General features: G+C 44.2%; 12 protein-coding genes. 7 read left to right on the top strand and 5 right to left on the bottom strand.

Annotation, left to right across the window (positions count from 1 at the left end; translation table 11 throughout):
- Positions 1-19: 19 nt before the first annotated feature.
- Both E0H87_RS13620 and ompR read right to left on the bottom strand, forming a co-directional pair.
- Complete coding sequence (locus E0H87_RS13620; protein WP_131324203.1) at positions 20-1,480, bottom strand: ATP-binding protein; 1,461 nt, start codon at positions 1,478-1,480, stop codon at positions 20-22.
- A 299-nt stretch (positions 1,481-1,779) separates the two neighbouring features.
- Positions 1,780-2,544: a two-component system response regulator OmpR gene (ompR, locus tag E0H87_RS13615; RefSeq protein WP_116759040.1), complete on the bottom strand. Its 765-nt coding sequence runs from the start codon at positions 2,542-2,544 to the stop codon at positions 1,780-1,782.
- A gap of 337 nt (positions 2,545-2,881) precedes the next feature.
- Here ompR and E0H87_RS13610 point away from each other — a divergent pair, with 337 nt between their 5' ends.
- Together E0H87_RS13610 and E0H87_RS13605 are read left to right on the top strand one after the other, a co-directional pair.
- On the top strand, positions 2,882-5,248 hold the full coding sequence (locus E0H87_RS13610) for a Tex family protein (protein ID WP_131324081.1): 2,367 nt from the start codon (positions 2,882-2,884) through the stop codon (positions 5,246-5,248).
- An 83-nt stretch (positions 5,249-5,331) separates the two neighbouring features.
- Positions 5,332-5,841 carry a DinB family protein gene (locus E0H87_RS13605; RefSeq protein WP_413773127.1) on the top strand — a complete coding sequence of 170 codons (510 nt, stop codon included), beginning with the start codon at positions 5,332-5,334 and terminating at the stop codon, positions 5,839-5,841.
- 55 nt (positions 5,842-5,896) lie between these two features.
- On the opposite strand, the gene E0H87_RS13600 is transcribed toward E0H87_RS13605, so the two are convergent.
- Positions 5,897-6,784: an SDR family NAD(P)-dependent oxidoreductase gene (locus E0H87_RS13600; protein WP_131324080.1), complete on the bottom strand. Its 888-nt coding sequence runs from the start codon at positions 6,782-6,784 to the stop codon at positions 5,897-5,899.
- Between the two features lie 284 nt (positions 6,785-7,068).
- Positions 7,069-8,346: an O-acetylhomoserine aminocarboxypropyltransferase/cysteine synthase family protein gene (locus E0H87_RS13595; RefSeq protein ID WP_131324079.1), complete on the bottom strand. Its 1,278-nt coding sequence runs from the start codon at positions 8,344-8,346 to the stop codon at positions 7,069-7,071.
- Positions 8,347-8,639: 293 nt separating this feature from the next.
- Here E0H87_RS13595 and ettA point away from each other — a divergent pair, with 293 nt between their 5' ends.
- Complete coding sequence (ettA, locus tag E0H87_RS13590) at positions 8,640-10,301, top strand: energy-dependent translational throttle protein EttA (RefSeq protein WP_004691537.1); 1,662 nt, start codon at positions 8,640-8,642, stop codon at positions 10,299-10,301.
- A 53-nt stretch (positions 10,302-10,354) separates the two neighbouring features.
- Here the strand turns inward: ettA and E0H87_RS13585 are convergent, their stop codons facing one another.
- Complete coding sequence (locus E0H87_RS13585; RefSeq protein WP_131324078.1) at positions 10,355-10,792, bottom strand: tetratricopeptide repeat protein; 438 nt, start codon at positions 10,790-10,792, stop codon at positions 10,355-10,357.
- 171 nt (positions 10,793-10,963) lie between these two features.
- Between E0H87_RS13585 and E0H87_RS13580 the strand changes: the two genes are divergently transcribed.
- The 4 genes from E0H87_RS13580 to E0H87_RS13565 are packed head-to-tail and all read left to right on the top strand — an operon-like array spanning position 10,964 to position 17,244.
- Entirely contained in the window at positions 10,964-11,401 is a 438-nt protein-coding gene (locus E0H87_RS13580; protein ID WP_131324077.1) for a cation efflux protein, CzcI-like, read from the top strand.
- A 57-nt stretch (positions 11,402-11,458) separates the two neighbouring features.
- A complete protein-coding gene (locus tag E0H87_RS13575; protein ID WP_131324076.1) occupies positions 11,459-12,823 on the top strand; it encodes a TolC family protein in 1,365 nt (454 codons plus the stop codon).
- Between the two features lies 1 nt (position 12,824).
- Positions 12,825-14,072, top strand: coding sequence for an efflux RND transporter periplasmic adaptor subunit (locus E0H87_RS13570; protein ID WP_131324075.1), 1,248 nt, complete (start codon positions 12,825-12,827; stop codon positions 14,070-14,072).
- Entirely contained in the window at positions 14,062-17,244 is a 3,183-nt protein-coding gene (locus E0H87_RS13565; protein WP_131324074.1) for an efflux RND transporter permease subunit, read from the top strand. The genes E0H87_RS13570 and E0H87_RS13565 overlap by 11 nt, the downstream gene beginning before the upstream one ends.
- The last annotated feature ends 8 nt before the right edge of the window (positions 17,245-17,252 follow it).

The following is a 17,252-nucleotide window of genomic DNA, read 5'->3' as shown; positions in this document are numbered from 1 at the left end:
TTGCAGGGTAAGCGAAAAATTAGAAGTGTTCGCTAATGCTTTGTTTCAGTTTTTCGATAGGATTGATGATGCTGTGCTCTTCAGGTTCTTCTTTGGGTAACGGCAGTAGAATAATGGCTTCGAGCCCACCTTGCTCACGATTATGAATCATGAGTTTACCTTGATGAATATCGACAATGCGCTTCACGATGGCGAGTCCTAAGCCACTACCTTGCACTGTGCGCGCGGCATTGCCGCGAACAAATGGTTGCATCAGGTCTTCAATTTGATCTTCTGGAATCCCTTCACCATGGTCGGCAACACTAATTAAAATATGCTCACCTTCCACCCGCGCGGATAGCTCAACAGGCTCGGCACCATAACGTTTGGAATTATTGATTAAATTCCCAATTAAGCGTTTGAGGGACAGACTACGTGCTTGAATTAATGGCAGTTCTTGCGGGCTAAAACGTACATCAAGGGGTTTAAATTGAATCACCAATTCCTGCAATAAATTGTTGATATCCGTGGCTTGTAGGACTTCATCTGAGCCATCGCGCATAAAGGAAATGAATTGATTCAGAATGGCATCCATATCTTCCACATCATAAATCAGACCTTCTTTCAAAAAGTCATCATCAGGCATCATTTCTGCACTAAGGCGAATACGCGTGAGCGGCGTGCGTAAGTCATGTGAAATACCCGCCAACATAATGCGGCGATCCCGCTCTGTTTGATCTAGCGTGTAAATCATGTGATTAAATGCCTGATTCACTTCACGAATTTCCTGCGGCCCATGATTGGTTTCTAGGTACGGGGCAGTGCCTATTTTACTGTAGTTGTTGGCGGCATTTTGCAAACGACGCAGTGGGCGGTTTAACTGACGAACCAGCGTTAAAATAATGACAGCGGAAATCAGCGGGATGCCCAGTAACCAACCCAAAATCAATTCAGGGCTATAGTTGGCATAGGTTTTGAGGGGTTCACGAACCCAACGTCCATTCATTTCAGGGGTTTGTACCCAAATTCTTGGGCTGGGCTTAAACTGAAAATAAACCGTGACGTCTTTGATATTTAATTCTTTAGCAAGCTGATGCTCAATGCGGTTGGTAAAGAAGTCGGCAATCAGTTTATCTTTGACGTTTGGATATTCATTAGGATCGGTGACATATTCAACACCAACACGTTGTTTAAGCCATTGGTCAATGTCGAGTTGAACATCATCGTGGTAAATCTTTAAACGTGGGTTGTTGATCATTTCCAATTCAACGGCAAGAAATCTTGCATGCTGTTGAATTTCAGGTAAATACAGGGTTTTCCAGAAGAACCATAACGACATGAATAAGCTAAAGAACACCACAAACAACACCAGTACTGTGGTGCGCATGGCGGCAGAACGTGGCTTAATTTTATCGAAAAAACGTTCCGAAGATGTACGCTTCTTTTCGGAGTAGCGAACAAAATCGGTGAATTCTTGCGGGTCGATCGGATCTAGTTTCACGTTATTTCCTGTTTCCATGTTCATGACATAGTTGAATTGCGACAGGGATGCGATACGCGAAGACGTCATCTGCAATTGTTCGAGGCAGGCTGTCTTTAGATTTCTAAAGTTTCTGCGAGTATGGAGTTCAGTTGCAGAAAAATGCCGAGTTTTGCAGATGACAATGGTTTTGCTTACTTTTGCCGAAACAAAAGTAAGGCGAACCGCAGGTTAATCTTTAAATTTGAGCCTAAAAGGAAAGACGCCATCATGTCACTGTTAAGCAGTGTACTGATCTAGTGGAGCCTTATTCTTTAATTTTACTCAGCACCATCTGGAACAAAAACATAACCCACACCCCAAACCGTTTGAATATAACGGGCACGGGCAGGATTTTCCTCAATCAAACGACGTAAACGTGATACTTGAACGTCAATTGAGCGTTCCATGGCTCCCCATTCACGTCCACGTGCTAAATTCATTAATTTGTCGCGGGTGAGGGGTTCACGTGGATGTTGCACGAGAGCCTTAAGTACCGCAAATTCACCTGTGGTCAGTGTCACCACTTGACCTTCACGCGTTAAGGTGCGGGTTGAAAGGTCTAAAGACCAAGGCCCAAAACTCACCACTTCCATTTGCTGACTTGGCGCACCTGGTACTTCACGGACTTGACGACGCAACACTGCACGAATACGGGCTAACAATTCATTTGGGTTAAAAGGTTTAGGTAAATAATCATCTGCACCCGCTTCTAAACCCGCAATACGGTCTGAATCGCTACCACGCGCGGTCAGCATAATAATAGGCGTATCAATATTGGAGTGGCGTAAACGACGACAAATACTTAAACCATCTTCCACAGGAAGCATAAAATCGAGCACGATGAGAGAAAACAGTTCGCGTTGGAGTAAGCGATCCATTTGGGTGGCATCGTGCGCTGTTTTTACCACGAAGCCTTTGTCTTCTAAGAAGCGCTGTAACAGTGTCCGTAAACGCACATCATCATCTACGACGAGAATGCGTTCAACGCGATCAGTTTCTGCATGTACAACATCGCCATGTTCTGCAGGTACAACTAAACTCATGATGTGTGCTCCTTATTCTTTATTGTCATCGTATACGGGGTCGAGAGATCATTAGGAGTATACGACTCATTTATATCGATTTGCTATGTTCTAAAGCAACAAATATTGCAGATAAAATCAAGGCATAGATACCAAATATATACATCTAAAATAGCGGATTAACGCCTGATTTACTGTAGTTCTTTGCCTGAATATGCAAAAAAAGTGTGCGAATGATGAAAAAATCAAAAATTGGCAAATTCAATCAGAATGAAATTTAATAAAACAGTTGTGGATTTTATGGTCTTGGTCTTTATAATCATGGCTTTTAGAACTTATCCTTGTGGGATCAAACACGATGACTGACTTAGTTCAGCAGTTGGCAACAGAGCTTGCCGTACGTTCAAATCAGGTTGAAGCTGCGATTAAACTAATCGATGAAGGCGCAAGCGTTCCATTTATCGCACGTTACCGTAAAGAAGTGACGCAAGGTTTAGACGACACTCAATTACGTCAGCTTGATACTCGTTTAGCTTATTTAAGAGATTTATACGAGCGTCGCGAAAAAGTCATTGAATCATTGAAAGAACAAAATAAATTGTCAGATGATTTATTGGCACGTGTAAAAGCTGCTGAAACCAAAAATGCTTTAGAAGAAATTTACGCGCCATATCGTCCAAAGCGCACCAGTAAATCGTTTAAAGCGAAAGAAGCGGGCTTGGGTCCAATTGCAGAAAAAATCTTTCAAGATGCAGTTGAACCAAGTGAAGCCTTGGCTGGTTTTAGTCATGAAGAATACCCAGATTTGGAAAGCCAACTGGATGCGATCCAGCACATTCTGATTGATGACTGGGCACAAAATATTGCTTTAACGACAGAGTTAAAAACCACTTTTGCTAAAACAGCAGCACTGAAAAGCTTAGTGGCAAGTGAAGAGAAAAAAGAAGTCGGTAAAAAATTCCGCGACTATTTCGATTTCTCTGAAAACCTAAACAAAGTCCCTTCACATCGTTTATTGGCAATGCTACGTGGCCGCCAAGAAAATGTTTTGGGCTTAAAAATAGATGGCGAAGATGCTGCACCTTTGGCTCGTATTGAAGTTGAATACAACTTAGATCAAGTTCAGCCACAAGCACGTCAAGACTTTTTAAAGCAAACTGCGAAACTGTTCTGGTTGGGTAAAGTTCGTCCAAGCATCGAACATTCGTTGTTGACGGAAAAGCGTTTGAATGCCGAAGCCGAAGCGATGCAAGTCTTTGCTGAAAACCTACGTCACTTATTGCTTTCTGCACCAGCAGGCAGTCGTTGTACGCTTGGTGTAGACCCTGGTATTCGTACGGGTGTGAAATTGGCCGTGGTGAATGAATCAGGTGATGTGGTTGCACATAGCACCATTTATCCATTTGCACCGAAAGAAGACAAAGCAGGTTCAATTGCTGAATTAGCACGTTTGTGCCAAGAGTTCAATGTTGATTTAATCGCGATTGGTAACGGTACGGCTAGCCGTGAAACAGAAGCTGTGGTTGCAGAAATGATGGCACAGCACCCTGAGCTAAAAGTTACCCGTGTGACCGTGAGTGAAGCAGGGGCATCGGTTTATTCTGCATCTGAGTTGGCTTCGGCTGAATTGCCTGAGTTAGATGTGTCGATTCGTGGTGCGGTTTCAATTGCACGTCGTTTACAAGACCCATTGGCTGAGTTGGTGAAAATTGATCCAAAATCGATTGGTGTAGGTCAATACCAACATGACGTGAACCAAACAGGTTTAGCCAAAACCCTAGATGCTGTGGTTGAAGACTGTGTAAACGCCGTTGGTGTTGATGTAAACACTGCTTCTGCTGCAATTTTGGGTTATATCGCAGGTTTGAATAAAGCGATTGCACAGCAAATTGTCGAATTCCGTAAAGAAAATGGTCGTTTTGACAACCGTCAAGCCTTGAAAAAAGTGCCTCGTTTAGGCGATCGTACATTTGAACAAGCGGCAGGTTTCTTGCGTATTCAAAACGGTAGCGAACCATTGGATGCATCTGCGGTGCACCCTGAAAGTTATGGTTTGGTTGAGAAAATGGTGACAGCTAAAGCAACCACCGTGAAAGACTTAATTGGCAACAGTGAAATTATTCGTCAAATTAAGGCGGAAGACTTTGCTGATGAGCAGTTTGGTTTACCAACCATTCAAGACGTTTTAAGCGAATTGGAAAAACCAGGCCGTGACCCACGTCCAGAATTCCGTACTGCAAAATTCCGTGAAGACATTACAGAAGTGGCACAACTCACTGAAGGAATGCAGCTTGAAGGCGTCGTGACTAACGTGACCAACTTCGGCGCTTTCGTTGATGTGGGTGTACATCAGGATGGTTTGGTACATATTTCTGAATTGGCCAATGAGTTTGTTTCTGATCCGCACAAAGTAGTGAAACCTGGTCAAATTGTTCAGGTACGTGTATTACAAGTCGATGCAGAGCGTAACCGTGTGAACTTGTCAATGCGTCCAGAAGGTTCTGAAGCTCCAGCTAAAGCACCGCGTCAACCACGTCGTGAGCAAACTCAAGAACAGCGTAGTGAACGTAAGCCACAAGCGAAGCGTCCACAGCAGGCACGTCCTCAAGGTGATCGTCCACAACGTCAAGGTGGTCAAAAACCACAAGCCCATAAACCACAAGAAAATAAAATTGGTGGTTTAGGTGCATTACTGTTACAAGCAGGAATTAAAGGTTCGAAATAATCTTTGGTTTAGTAAAAAAAACCTCCCTTCGTGGGAGGTTTTTTTGAATAGAATGACAACATAATTAAAAGTAAGTCGATAAGATGGTGAATATAGAAACTTTGCAGTTATTGGCACGATATAACATTTGGGCGACGGCTAAACTCAACCAGTCTTTGGCTCAAGTGAGCGATACTGATTTTTATCGGGATAGCGGTCTATTCTTTCAGAGTATTTCTGGGACATTGAATCATCTCTTATGTGGTGAGCATGAACTTTGGTTCGCTCGATTTGCCTATGGGCATTCCCCCGTATTGCCACTGAATACGACGATTGAACAAGATCGGTATGTACTTGTTCAGGCTTTACAAGACAAAGCCCGCAATTGGATTACTTTTCTAGATGCATTAGATCCCAAACTTTTGTTGGGTAATTTAGAATATCAAACCTCGACAGGGCAGCCTAAATCATTACCATACTCAGCAACGTTATTGCATGTGTTTAATCACGCTACGCATCATCGAGGACAAATGAGTGCGGCACTAACAGCAATGGGTTATCCCTGTCCTGAACTGGATTTGGTTTTTATGTTAATTGAACAACAATCAATATAATGGCTGTTGTAATAAAAAAGCCTGTCATTGGACAGGCTTTTTGAATATTTGGATCTTACCAATGTTCACCTGGGAACAGACGGACATACGCCTTTTGTACCCAATTGAGGCGTTCTTGTTTTCCAATCGATGCAGAAGAACTTGGAAACAGGTTATAGCCAATCGACATCAGCATATTGTTAATGTCTGGAGCAATGGCATAGGTAATGGATGCTAAACGCCCCAGATTGGTGGCAATTTTCTTTGGACGCTTCACAATGGCATAAGCAATTAAGTCGGCTGCTTGTTCAGGAGACAATGTAGGGACGTATTTATACATTTTGGTTGGCGCGATCATTGGCGTGCGTACCAGCGGCATATAAATTGAGGTAATGGCAATTTTATGCGCATGTGCTTCTGCAGACAGACAGCGGCTAAATGCATCTAGGGCTGCTTTAGACGCGACATACGCCGAGAAGCGTGTCGCATTGGCCAAAACACCAATCGAGCTGATATTAATGATCTGACCGCCTTTACGATCCATCATGTGTGGCAATAGGTTCAGGACTAAACGTACGGCCCCAAAATAATTCAGTTGCATGGTACGTTCAAAATCGTGAAAGCGATCCAGTGATTCGTGGACTGCACGACGAATTGAACGACCAGCGTTATTAATTAAAATATCAATATGTTCTACAGACGCCAAGATGTCTTTAGAGACAGCATCAATGGCTTCCATATCGTTAAGGTCACATGGAAATACGGAGGCCTTACCGCCTTTGGCTTCAATTTCCGCCTTGACTTCATCTAAAGTTTCTTTGGTGCGCGAGACGAGGAGCACATGTGCACCTGCATCAGCTAGGCGATGTGCTGTGGTCAAGCCAATTCCGCTAGATGCACCTGTAATAAGTACGGTTTTGCCGTTTATACGGTCCTGAAAGAGTTTCTCTAATTTTGCTTTCACGCTGTGTTTCCCTGATTAGAATTTAGTTCACTTAAATTCTAAATTGTCTTTATTTTATTGGAGAACTTAGTTCACATTATTCCATGAGTTGACTAAAACTCACACGGATAATGATAGCGGATCTAATGAAAAAAGCTATAAATAAGTCTTTGAATTTATAAATAAAAATAGAGTAATTGCTCTATTTTGAAACTATATTTTGTTAATTTTTAACACGTTTTTATTTAAATTCCAAGAGATAATACTGAAAAATCAAGACCTCTTTTGAGGTCTTGATCGGTTGCTTAGACCTTTGCTAAAGCTTGTTCTAAATCAGCCAGCAGATCATCAATATGCTCAATCCCGACAGAAAGACGGACCATATCAATACTCACCCCCGCGGCTTTCAGTTCTTCTTCATTCAGTTGGCGATGAGTCGTGGTGGCAGGGTGGCAGGCCAGACTTTTCGCATCCCCGATATTGACTAAGCGTGTAAACAGTTGCAATGCATCAATAAAACGCGTTCCACCTTCAAGACCGTCTTGTACGCCAAAGGATAAAATTGCAGAGGGCTGACCTTTGACATATTTTTGCGCCAAGTCGTGTTGAGGATGATCCTTCAGCCCTGCATAGTTAACCCATTTCACTTTCGGATGATTCTGCAAATATTCTGCCACTTTTTGCGCATTGTAGGTATGACGTTCCATACGCAGATTCAACGTTTCTAAGCCTTGTAAAATCAGGAACACGCTTAAAGGACTAATCGCAGCACCGGTGTTACGTAATGGCACCACGCGGGCACGCGCGATATAAGCGGCTTCACCTAAAGCTTCGACATAGTTCACACCGTGATAACTTGGGTCTGGTGTATTCAGCACTTTAAAGCGTTCAGGGTATTTGCCCCAAGGGAACTTGCCACTGTCGACAATGGCACCGCCAATCGAATTACCATGCCCGCCAATATATTTAGTAAGCGAGTGGATCACGATATCTGCGCCATATTCAAACGGTTTCAGCAGTGCAGGCGTTGCGACGGTGTTATCGACCACCACAGGCACGCCATATTCATGCGCGATTTTGGCAATGGCTTCGAGATCAATGATATTGCCCAGTGGGTTGCCAATGGATTCAACAAAGACCAACTTGGTTTTTTCATCAATTAAACCGCGTAAGGATTCTGGGTTTTGATAATCAAAGAAACGGACTTCGATGCCTTGTTTTGGCAAAGTATGCGCAAACAGGTTATAGCTGCCACCGTACAAGGTCGACACCGAAGCAATATTATCGCCTGCTTCGGTAATGGTTTGAATGGCGTAGGTAATAGCCGCCATGCCAGAAGCCAAGGCCAACGCACCAATGCCTCCTTCGAGTGCAGCCAAACGTTGTTCTAGCACTGCAGTGGTCGGATTCATAATTCGGGTGTAAATATTGCCTTGAACTTTAAGGTCAAATAAATCGGCACCATGTTGCGTATTATCAAAGGCATAAGAAGTGGTTTGATAAATGGGCACAGCCACTGCTTTGGTGGTGGCTTCAGGGCTGTAACCTGCATGAATGGCTAAAGTTTCGTCTTTATAGGTCATGAACTTCATCTGCGTGAGTTAAATTTTGCACAGTCTATCATTAATGAATATGATGCAAAGGGTGAAAATAATGAATATTTATCTAAAAAATTCATAAAGATGAGCTGTAAGTCGCTATTTGTCTGCTGAAGAGGAGAAATAAACTGGTGTTTAAAAAATCACCGAGATCAAAGTTGTAACATTGCATTGAAGATCGGTTTGATGCCTTATTTTTTCAACGTATTCATCGTATAATGCCCGCAAATATTTTTCGCTTGTTGCGATTTTTTGGTTTTTCTATTGAGGAGTCCTACGTGGCCCAATATATTTATACGATGAACCGAGTGTCTAAAATGGTTCCGCCTAAGCGCGAAATCTTAAAAGACATCTCTTTGTCATTTTTCCCGGGTGCAAAAATTGGTGTACTTGGTTTAAACGGTGCAGGTAAATCGACCTTGCTTCGTATTATGGCGGGCGTAGACAAAGATTTCTCTGGTGAAGCACGTGCGCAACCGGGTATCAAAATCGGTTATTTAGAGCAAGAACCACCACTCGATCCAAATAAGGACGTCCGTGGAAACGTAGAAGATGGTTTACGTGAACCCTTGGATGCTTTGGCACGTTTGGACGAAGTATTTGCTGAATATGCAGCAGAAGATGCAGACTTCGATGCACTGGCAAAAGAGCAAGAAAAACTTGAAGCGATTATCCATTCATGGGATGCGCACAACCTCAGCAACCAAATGGATCAAGCCGCAGCGGCCTTGAACCTACCTGCTTGGGATGCGGATGTGACGCTACTTTCAGGTGGTGAACGTCGTCGTGTTGCATTGTGTCGTTTGCTTTTATCTAAGCCAGACATGTTGCTTCTAGACGAACCGACGAACCACTTGGACGCAGAATCTGTGTCTTGGTTAGAGCGTTTCTTGAAAGACTTTGCGGGCACCATTGTGGCGATTACGCATGACCGTTATTTCTTGGATAACGTAGCAGAATGGATTCTTGAGCTTGACCGCGGTATGGGTATTCCGTATCAAGGGAACTATTCTTCTTGGTTAGAGCAAAAGAATGCACGTTTAGAACAAGAGAACAAACAAGAAGAATCTTTTGCTAAAGCATTGAAGAAAGAACTGGAATGGGTTCGTTCAAATGCCAAAGGTCAGCAAAAGAAAAACAAAGCGCGTATGGAGCGTTTTGAAGAGCTTAACTCACGCGAATTCCAACAGCGTAACGAAACTTCTGAAATCTATATTCCACCTGGTCCACGCCTAGGCAATAAAGTAGTAGAAGTCGAAGGCATCAGCAAATCATTTGATGGTCGTGTGCTGTACGAAAATCTCAGCTTTACCGTACCGCCTACAGCAATTGTGGGTATCGTGGGTCCAAACGGTGCGGGTAAAACCACACTGTTCCGTATGATGACTGGTGAACAACAACCAGATACAGGTACGGTGACTTTGGGTGAGTCGGTTAAAGTGGCGTATGTGGGTCAGATTCGTGACACTTTGGATAACAACAAAACCGTTTGGGAAGAAGTTTCTGGTGGTTTGGATATCTTAAGAATTGGCGATTATGAAATTGCATCACGTGCTTATATCGGTCGCTTTAACTTTAAAGGTCAAGACCAGCAGAAGCGTGTAGGTGAGTTGTCAGGTGGTGAGCGTAACCGTTTACAACTGGCGAAAATCCTGCAAATGGGTGCCAACGTCATCTTACTGGATGAGCCATCGAACGACTTGGATATCGAAACCTTACGTGCGCTTGAGGATGCTATTTTGGTCTTCCCAGGCACAGTAATGGTGGTATCGCATGACCGTTGGTTCCTTGACCGTATTGCAACGCATATCTTGTCGTTTGAGAACGAACAGCCTGAATTCTACGAAGGTAACTATGCTGAGTATGAAGCTTATCGTTTAGCGCGTTTAGGTGATGCTGCGGTTCAGAAACGTACCAAATACAAGAAAATTGGCGGATAATCTCCCCGCATAAAAAAACCAGCCTAAGGGCTGGTTTTTTTTATTGGAATGATTTAAGAAAAAGCCAGTTCGCTATAAGCATGATATAGGCAGCGTTTAGCATCTGGATGACCATCCTGAGCGGCTTTTTTTAACCATCGTTCAGCTTTGGCATAATTGCGATCTAAACCCAACTGCCCATTTAAGTAACCAACGCCCATTTTAAATTCCGCTTCGGGGTGACCGCGTAAGGCGGAGCGTAGGAAATACCACATTGCATTACGGGTATGACTTGAGGTGATGGAGTGGTTTGAGATGCTTAGAGGCGTTATAGACTGTAATACATTTTTTTGCATGAACACATGGTAATGTTCGCTTAAAGCCAATTGCTCGAAATGCAGCCCACGTTGATATTCATGTTCGGCGGAAAAGTCAAACACGGGGGAAATCGAGTCGTTATAGGGAGTATGAAATAACAGTGTCCGTACTATTTTGAAGTATTGCATATTCATCATCGCCTCCTTGTTGATGACAACATCAGTGGTCAATATTTAATTTAAACGCTCTGGCGTGGAGATGTATTAAATTATTGTAACAAAATGGTTTTTCTCTGTATGTTCTGTTAAAACGCTCAGCCCATTGGGGAGTGTAATTTTATTACATGGATGAAACTGTTATAGTGCATGCAAGTTGTGTTGACCGTATTTTATGCAGTGAAACGTTCTCGTCTTTTTGTCACCCTATTGTTCAGTTTGTTTATGTTTCAAAGTCTTTGGAACGTGGCAGCGGCATTTTGTGTGCATGAAGAACCCAAGAGCGTGAGTTCATTGCCGCATTTTGGACATCATGCAACAGTCAGTTGCGAGTCTATGGCGCATGGCATGTCACCGAAAAGTACAACTCAAGAGCCATCTTCCTTTGATTTAGCAACTTTTGCGCAAGACGATCATAGCGATCATTTACCTTCTTTTGCACATATGATGCTGACCGAAGCACAGCAGTCGGCTTTATCTCCAGTCTTTATTCTCAAATTGGTTCAGGTGCAGTTCAACTGGCAAAACCTCTATCAATCGCCCCATTTATTTCTCCCCAACCCGCCTCCTGTTTTAACCCCGCTATAGGTGGGGTAGCCGAAAATATGGCCCACCACTAATTTTTAACTTTAGTGGGGCATCATTATGTCTTTTAAAACTTCGAAAGTTCCAGATTTCGATTCTGTATCTGTGTCTATGCGTGCACTAGGCTTGGCTCTGAGCGTAACGCTTTGCAGCTTGCCTGTCTGGGCGGGTGAGCAGAAATCACTCACTTTGTCGCAAGCCATACAACGTTCAGCAGAGTATCAACAGGCCCAAGGTGTGTGGCAAACGCAACAGCAAATTGCCACTGCGAACATTAAACAAGCAAAGCTGTGGATAAATCCAGAGTTGTCCATAGAACAAACGGGCTTTCATTCAGATCAAGATCGGGAACTGGCACTGGGCATTTCACAGCGTCTGGATATTTTTGGTGAACGCAAGACCAATCAGAAACGCGCGCAAATTGCGCAACAGCAAATTGGGCTGAAACAACAGATTTATCAAGCTGAATTGGAATTGGCAGTCAAATATTTGTGGTCACAACTGGCGATCTGCGAGTTGGAACGTCAGGTAGTACAAGCGCAATTACAGGTCAGTGAAGAAAATCTGAATGCCATTCAAAAGCGTTATCAGGCGGGCAGTGTGGCACAGGTCGATGTCGATCGTGCTCGATTGAGTCATGCCGAGAGCCTGCGTTTGTTTCGGCAGGCTGATCTGCAAGTCCAGCTGGCAAAACAGTATTTGTCGAGTGCTTGGGGGGAGCGGGATCCGTCGGTGGCTGTTGCACTCAGTCCACAGCATGTATGGCCTGTAACGACAGCTCAGCAAGTTCAACAGCTTTTAGCCGCCAATTTAATGGAAAAAAATCGACAATTATTGTTGCTTGATTCACAGGCCAAAATTGAGCAATTGAAAGCACAAGCACGTCCCAATCCTACGGTGAATGTGGGGGTGAATCGCAGTCGATCAGTAGAAACGAATGCTGAGAATGCTTTAGTAGTGGGTGTTTCCATTCCCTTAAATCTATTTGACCGTCAGCAATATGGCAAGGAAATTGCGCAGGCGCAGCAAGCCCAACTGGAGCAGCAACAGGAATTTTATCTCAAGCAAAATGCCTTGCAAGTGGGGAGTTTACTGACGGAGTTACAAGGTTTAGAAGTGCAGTTTAATGTGTTGCAACAGACGCAATTGCCTTTAGCACAAACCGTTCAACAAAAGACGTTGCAAGGCTTTAAGGTCGGTAAATTTGCACTTTTGGATGTGCAACAAGCCACTTTGCAATTGCAAGAGGTACGCATGCGTAAAGTACAACTATTAAAAGATGCTTGGCAACGCGCACTTGAAGCGGAAAGTCTGAGTTTAGGCATTGATCCGAATCAGGTCATGAACAAAGATGCGATTGCACAATTAAATCAAAGCGTGTGGCAAGACACACAGGCATTATCAGCGATTGGTGGGGGAAACTAACATGTTGAATTTGAGCAATAAGAGATTAAATCAACAGGGGAAAATCTCCCAAAAACTGTTAATGGTATTGGCGGTCATGATCACGGCACTGGTGTCTATAGCGGTGTTGTTGTTTACGCAAAAGTCATCTACGAAGGAAGATGAGCACGGACACGCTGAAGCAGAAGAACATGCGGATGAAGAAGGTCATGAAGAATCGGAGGAACATGAAGCCGCAATTGCCTTAACTGTGAAACAGGTGACTGAACAAGGTATTCAACTGGCAGTAGCAGATTTGGGTCCTGTGCTGAAATCGGCAGCTTATCCTGCCAAACTGATGGTGAATACTGACCGTCAAGCCCATATAGCGCCTGCATTTGCTGGGCATGTCGAAGCCGTCTATGTCGAATTGGGGCAGCAGGTAGGCAAAGGGCAAGCACTCGCCAGTTTACTGGTACCCGATTTGGTCGATCAGCAAGCCAATCTGCAAGTCGAACAAGCCAATTTGGAATTAGCACGACAAGACTATGAGCGCGAGAAAAAGTTATGGGCGGAAGGTATTTCTGCCAAGCAGGATTATCAACGTGCCTATAATGCCTATCAGCAAGCGCAGATTCAGGTCAGAGCAACACGCTCACGTTTGTCTGCTTTTGGTGCCCAAGCGAACAACCAAGGGCGTTATGTGTTAAAGGCACCGATTGCAGGTGTAATCAGTCAGAAAGATTTGGTGGTGGGCGAGAATGTACAACTGGCAGATCAACTCTTTGTGATTGATCAGTTGGATCAATTGTGGCTGGAATTTATTGCGCCAAGCAGTGAATTTGCTGAAATTGTGCCAAATCAAAATATTGAGTTTAAATCCTTACAAACTGGAAATGTATTTAAGGCACAAATTCAAAGCCTAAATAGTCAGGCCGATGCGCAAACGGGACGTCTACAAGTCCGTGCAAAAGTCTTATCCAATGCAGCAGAATTACGTCCAAATTTAATGGTGAATGTGCAGTTACAACAGCAGCAGGCGCAACAGGGTTTACGTATTTTGACCAGTGCGGTACAGCAAGTTGAGGGGCAAAGTGCAGTATTTGTGGCTAGTCAGCATGGGCAAAAAATTGAATTTATGCCGCAAGTTGTGACTTTGGGTGCTCGCTCTAGCGATGGTCAATGGATAGAGGTGCAATCTGGTTTAAACAAGGGGCAACAATACGCAGCACAAGGCAGCTTCTTACTCAAGTCCGAATTAGAAAAAGGTGAGGCGAGCCATGCACACTAAACCACCGCTTCCACCTGAGGTTGAAATAGCACAGCTGACTTCAGACGGGTTACCTCCACCAGAAGGATGGTTTGACCGTATTATTCAGTTTTCTATTCGCAATGCCATTTGGGTCATGCTCTTTGTGCTGACGTGGATTGGGGTCGGGATTTACAGTTATCAACAATTGCCCATTGATGCTGTGCCCGATATTACCAATACGCAGGTGCAAATTAATACCCAAGCCACAGGCTTTACTGCTTTGGAGGTCGAGCAACGGATTACCTATCCCATAGAAAATGCCATGGCAGGTTTACCTGAGTTACAGCAAACCCGTTCCATTTCACGTTATGGTCTGTCTCAGGTCACCATTATTTTTCAGGATGGCACTGATATTTACTGGGCAAGACAGTTGATCAATCAGCGTCTACAAGAAGCACAGGCAGAACTTCCCGAAGCCATTATTCCGACCATGTCGCCTATTTCCACAGGGCTAGGTGAAATTTATCAATGGGTGATTAAAGCAGAACCGAATGCCCGTAAGGCAGATGGTACGGCGTATAGCGCGATGGATTTGCGTGAAATTCAGGACTGGATTGTCCGTCCGCAACTGCAACGTGTGGCGGGTGTGGCAGAGGTCAACTCGATTGGCGGCTATAGCAAAACCTATGTGGTCACTCCAGATTTGCAGCGCTTACAGCAATTGCAAATTCCACTCAGTGAGTTACAAACTGCGCTGACTGAAAATAATGAAAACCGCGGTGCGGGCTTTATTGAACAGAATGGGCAGCAACTCACCGTACGAGTGCCTGGAACGCTGACGGATATTGACGCGATTCAAAATGTGAATATTGCCAATAAAAACGGTTTTCCGATTCGGGTGGCTGATGTTGCCACAGTGTCCATAGGGCATGATTTACGCACAGGTGCGGCAACCTATAACGGAGAAGAAACGGTATTGGGCATCGCCATGATGATGATGGGGGAGAATAGCCGTACCGTCGCACAAGCCGTGGATGCCAAACTGCAACAAGTACAACAGTCTTTACCTCAAGGTGTGGTCATTGAAACCGTATATGACCGTACCAGTCTGGTTGATCGCGCGATAAAAACCGTACAGAAAAATTTGGTTGAAGGCGCGATTTTGGTCATCGTGATTTTGTTTTTATTTCTGGGGAATTTTCGCGCTGCACTCATCACTGCCTGTGTGATTCCACTTTCGATGCTATTTACCTTAACAGGAATGGCGCAACAGAACATTAGTGCCAATTTGATGAGTTTGGGTGCACTGGATTTCGGCATCATCGTAGATGGTGCTGTGGTGATTGTGGAAAACTGTATTCGCAGATTAGCAGAAGCCCAGCATCGACATCGACGTTTACTCACCCGTTCTGAACGGTTTCAGGAAGTGTTTTTAGCTGCGAAGCAGGCACGACGCCCCTTAATCTTTGGTCAATTGATTATTTTGGTGGTGTATTTCCCGATCTTTGCGCTGTCTGGGGTGGAAGCCAAACTGTTTCACCCCATGGCAATGACGGTTGTGTTAGCCCTGATAGGTGCCATTCTTCTCTCGATCAGTTTTGTCCCTGCCGCAGTAGCATTATGGGTCACAGGAGAGATCAAGGAAAAGGAAAGTCGCTGGATGCTCTGGCTGAAGCAGCAATACACGCGATTACTGAATTGGGCGTATGAATTCAAAGCTTTGGTGCTGACCCTTGCCTTGTGTATTTTATTTTTTACAGGTGTACTTGCCACACAGGTCGGGAGTGAATTCGCACCGCAGTTGAGTGAAGGGGATTTTGCGGTACAACAAATGCGTTCACCGAGTACAGGTTTAGAACAGTCTTTGCGTATGCAGGAAAATACTGAAAAGTTACTGTTAAAAGAATTTCCAGAGATTAAGGCAATTTTCGCCCGTACAGGAACCGCAGAGGTCGCAACAGATGTGATGCCCCCCAATATTTCCGATGCAATTGTATTGTTAAAGCCACGTGAGCAATGGCCAGACTCTAAAGAAAGCCTCGATGAGTTACGCCAACGCATGATTGCTTTTCTGGCGACTTTACCAGGCAATAACAGTGAGTTTTCTCAACCGATTGAACTGCGTTTTAATGAGCTGATTTCTGGTGTACGCAGTGATGTTGGGGTCAAGATTTTTGGCGATGATATGCAGGTGCTGAATCAGCAGGCGACGCAGATTGCAGAAAAAATTAAGCGGATTTCGGGCGCAACGGCTGTCAATGTTGAGCAAACTAGTGGTCTTCCTTTATTGAATGTAGAGGTGAACCCAGCCTTAGCGGCGCAATATGGTTTGTCGGTCAAAGCGATTCAAGATTTGGTGGCGACCAGTGTGGGTGGTCAAAATATTGGACAAATTCTACAAGGTGATCGACGCTTTGATTTTGTCATTCGTTTAGATGACCCACAGCGAACGCCCGAACATTTAGCCGTATTACCGTTACAAACCGCAAATGGAGGACTCATTCAACTACAAGACGTGGCTAAAGTTGAAACTATTTTGGGGATTAACCAAGTGAGTCGTGAAGATGGTAAACGCCGTATGGTGGTGACCGCAAATGTCGAAGGGCGTGATTTGGGTTCATTTGTACAGGAGCTGCAAACGACGCTGGCAGAGCAGCCTTTACCTGAAGGTTATTGGTTAGATTATGGTGGGCAGTTCGAAAATTTAATCTCGGCTAAAAACCGGATGCTCTGGGTAGTTCCGTTGGCTTTAATTGCAATTTTTATTCTACTCATGGCCGTGTTTCATAACATCAAAGAGAGCTTGTTGGTATTTACTGGAGTGCCATTTGCGCTGTGTGGTGGTTTGATTGCTTTATGGTTGCGTGATATTCCACTTTCAATGTCAGCAGGTGTAGGTTTTATTGCTTTATCAGGTGTTGCCGTCTTGAATGGTCTGGTCATGCTGACCTTTATCAAAGAGCTAAGACAGCATTTAGATATTTACCATGCTACATGGCAAGGTGCAATTTTGCGTTTACGCCCCGTGTTGATGACGGCTTGTGTTGCTTCATTGGGGTTCATTCCCATGGCTTTGGCGACAGGAACAGGGGCGGAAGTACAACGACCTTTAGCAACAGTCGTGATTGGTGGGATTTTATCTTCGACGATACTGACCTTGGTGCTGTTGCCAATTTTATATCGTTGGATGCATGAAACCAAAGCACCTTAAATGAAAGA

Origin of the sequence: Acinetobacter sp. ANC 4178, assembly GCF_004331175.1 — a bacterium.
In the GTDB taxonomy this organism is placed as follows: Bacteria; Pseudomonadota; Gammaproteobacteria; order Pseudomonadales; family Moraxellaceae; genus Acinetobacter.
This window is presented reverse-complemented; position numbering and strand designations above follow the sequence as displayed.

Excerpts from the sequence above, each read along its gene's own strand:
- ompR (WP_116759040.1), bottom strand. The coding sequence starts at position 2,544 with ATGAGTTTAGTTGTACCTGCAGAACATGGCGATGTTGTACATGCAGAA.
- E0H87_RS13610 (WP_131324081.1), top strand. The coding sequence starts at position 2,882 with ATGACTGACTTAGTTCAGCAGTTGGCAACAGAGCTTGCCGTACGTTCA.
- E0H87_RS13605 (WP_413773127.1), top strand. The coding sequence starts at position 5,332 with ATGGTGAATATAGAAACTTTGCAGTTATTGGCACGATATAACATTTGG.
- E0H87_RS13595 (WP_131324079.1), bottom strand. The coding sequence starts at position 8,346 with ATGACCTATAAAGACGAAACTTTAGCCATTCATGCAGGTTACAGCCCT.
- E0H87_RS13585 (WP_131324078.1), bottom strand. The coding sequence starts at position 10,792 with ATGAATATGCAATACTTCAAAATAGTACGGACACTGTTATTTCATACT.
- E0H87_RS13580 (WP_131324077.1), top strand. The coding sequence starts at position 10,964 with ATGCAAGTTGTGTTGACCGTATTTTATGCAGTGAAACGTTCTCGTCTT.
- E0H87_RS13575 (WP_131324076.1), top strand. The coding sequence starts at position 11,459 with ATGTCTTTTAAAACTTCGAAAGTTCCAGATTTCGATTCTGTATCTGTG.
- E0H87_RS13570 (WP_131324075.1), top strand. The coding sequence starts at position 12,825 with ATGTTGAATTTGAGCAATAAGAGATTAAATCAACAGGGGAAAATCTCC.
- E0H87_RS13565 (WP_131324074.1), top strand. The coding sequence starts at position 14,062 with ATGCACACTAAACCACCGCTTCCACCTGAGGTTGAAATAGCACAGCTG.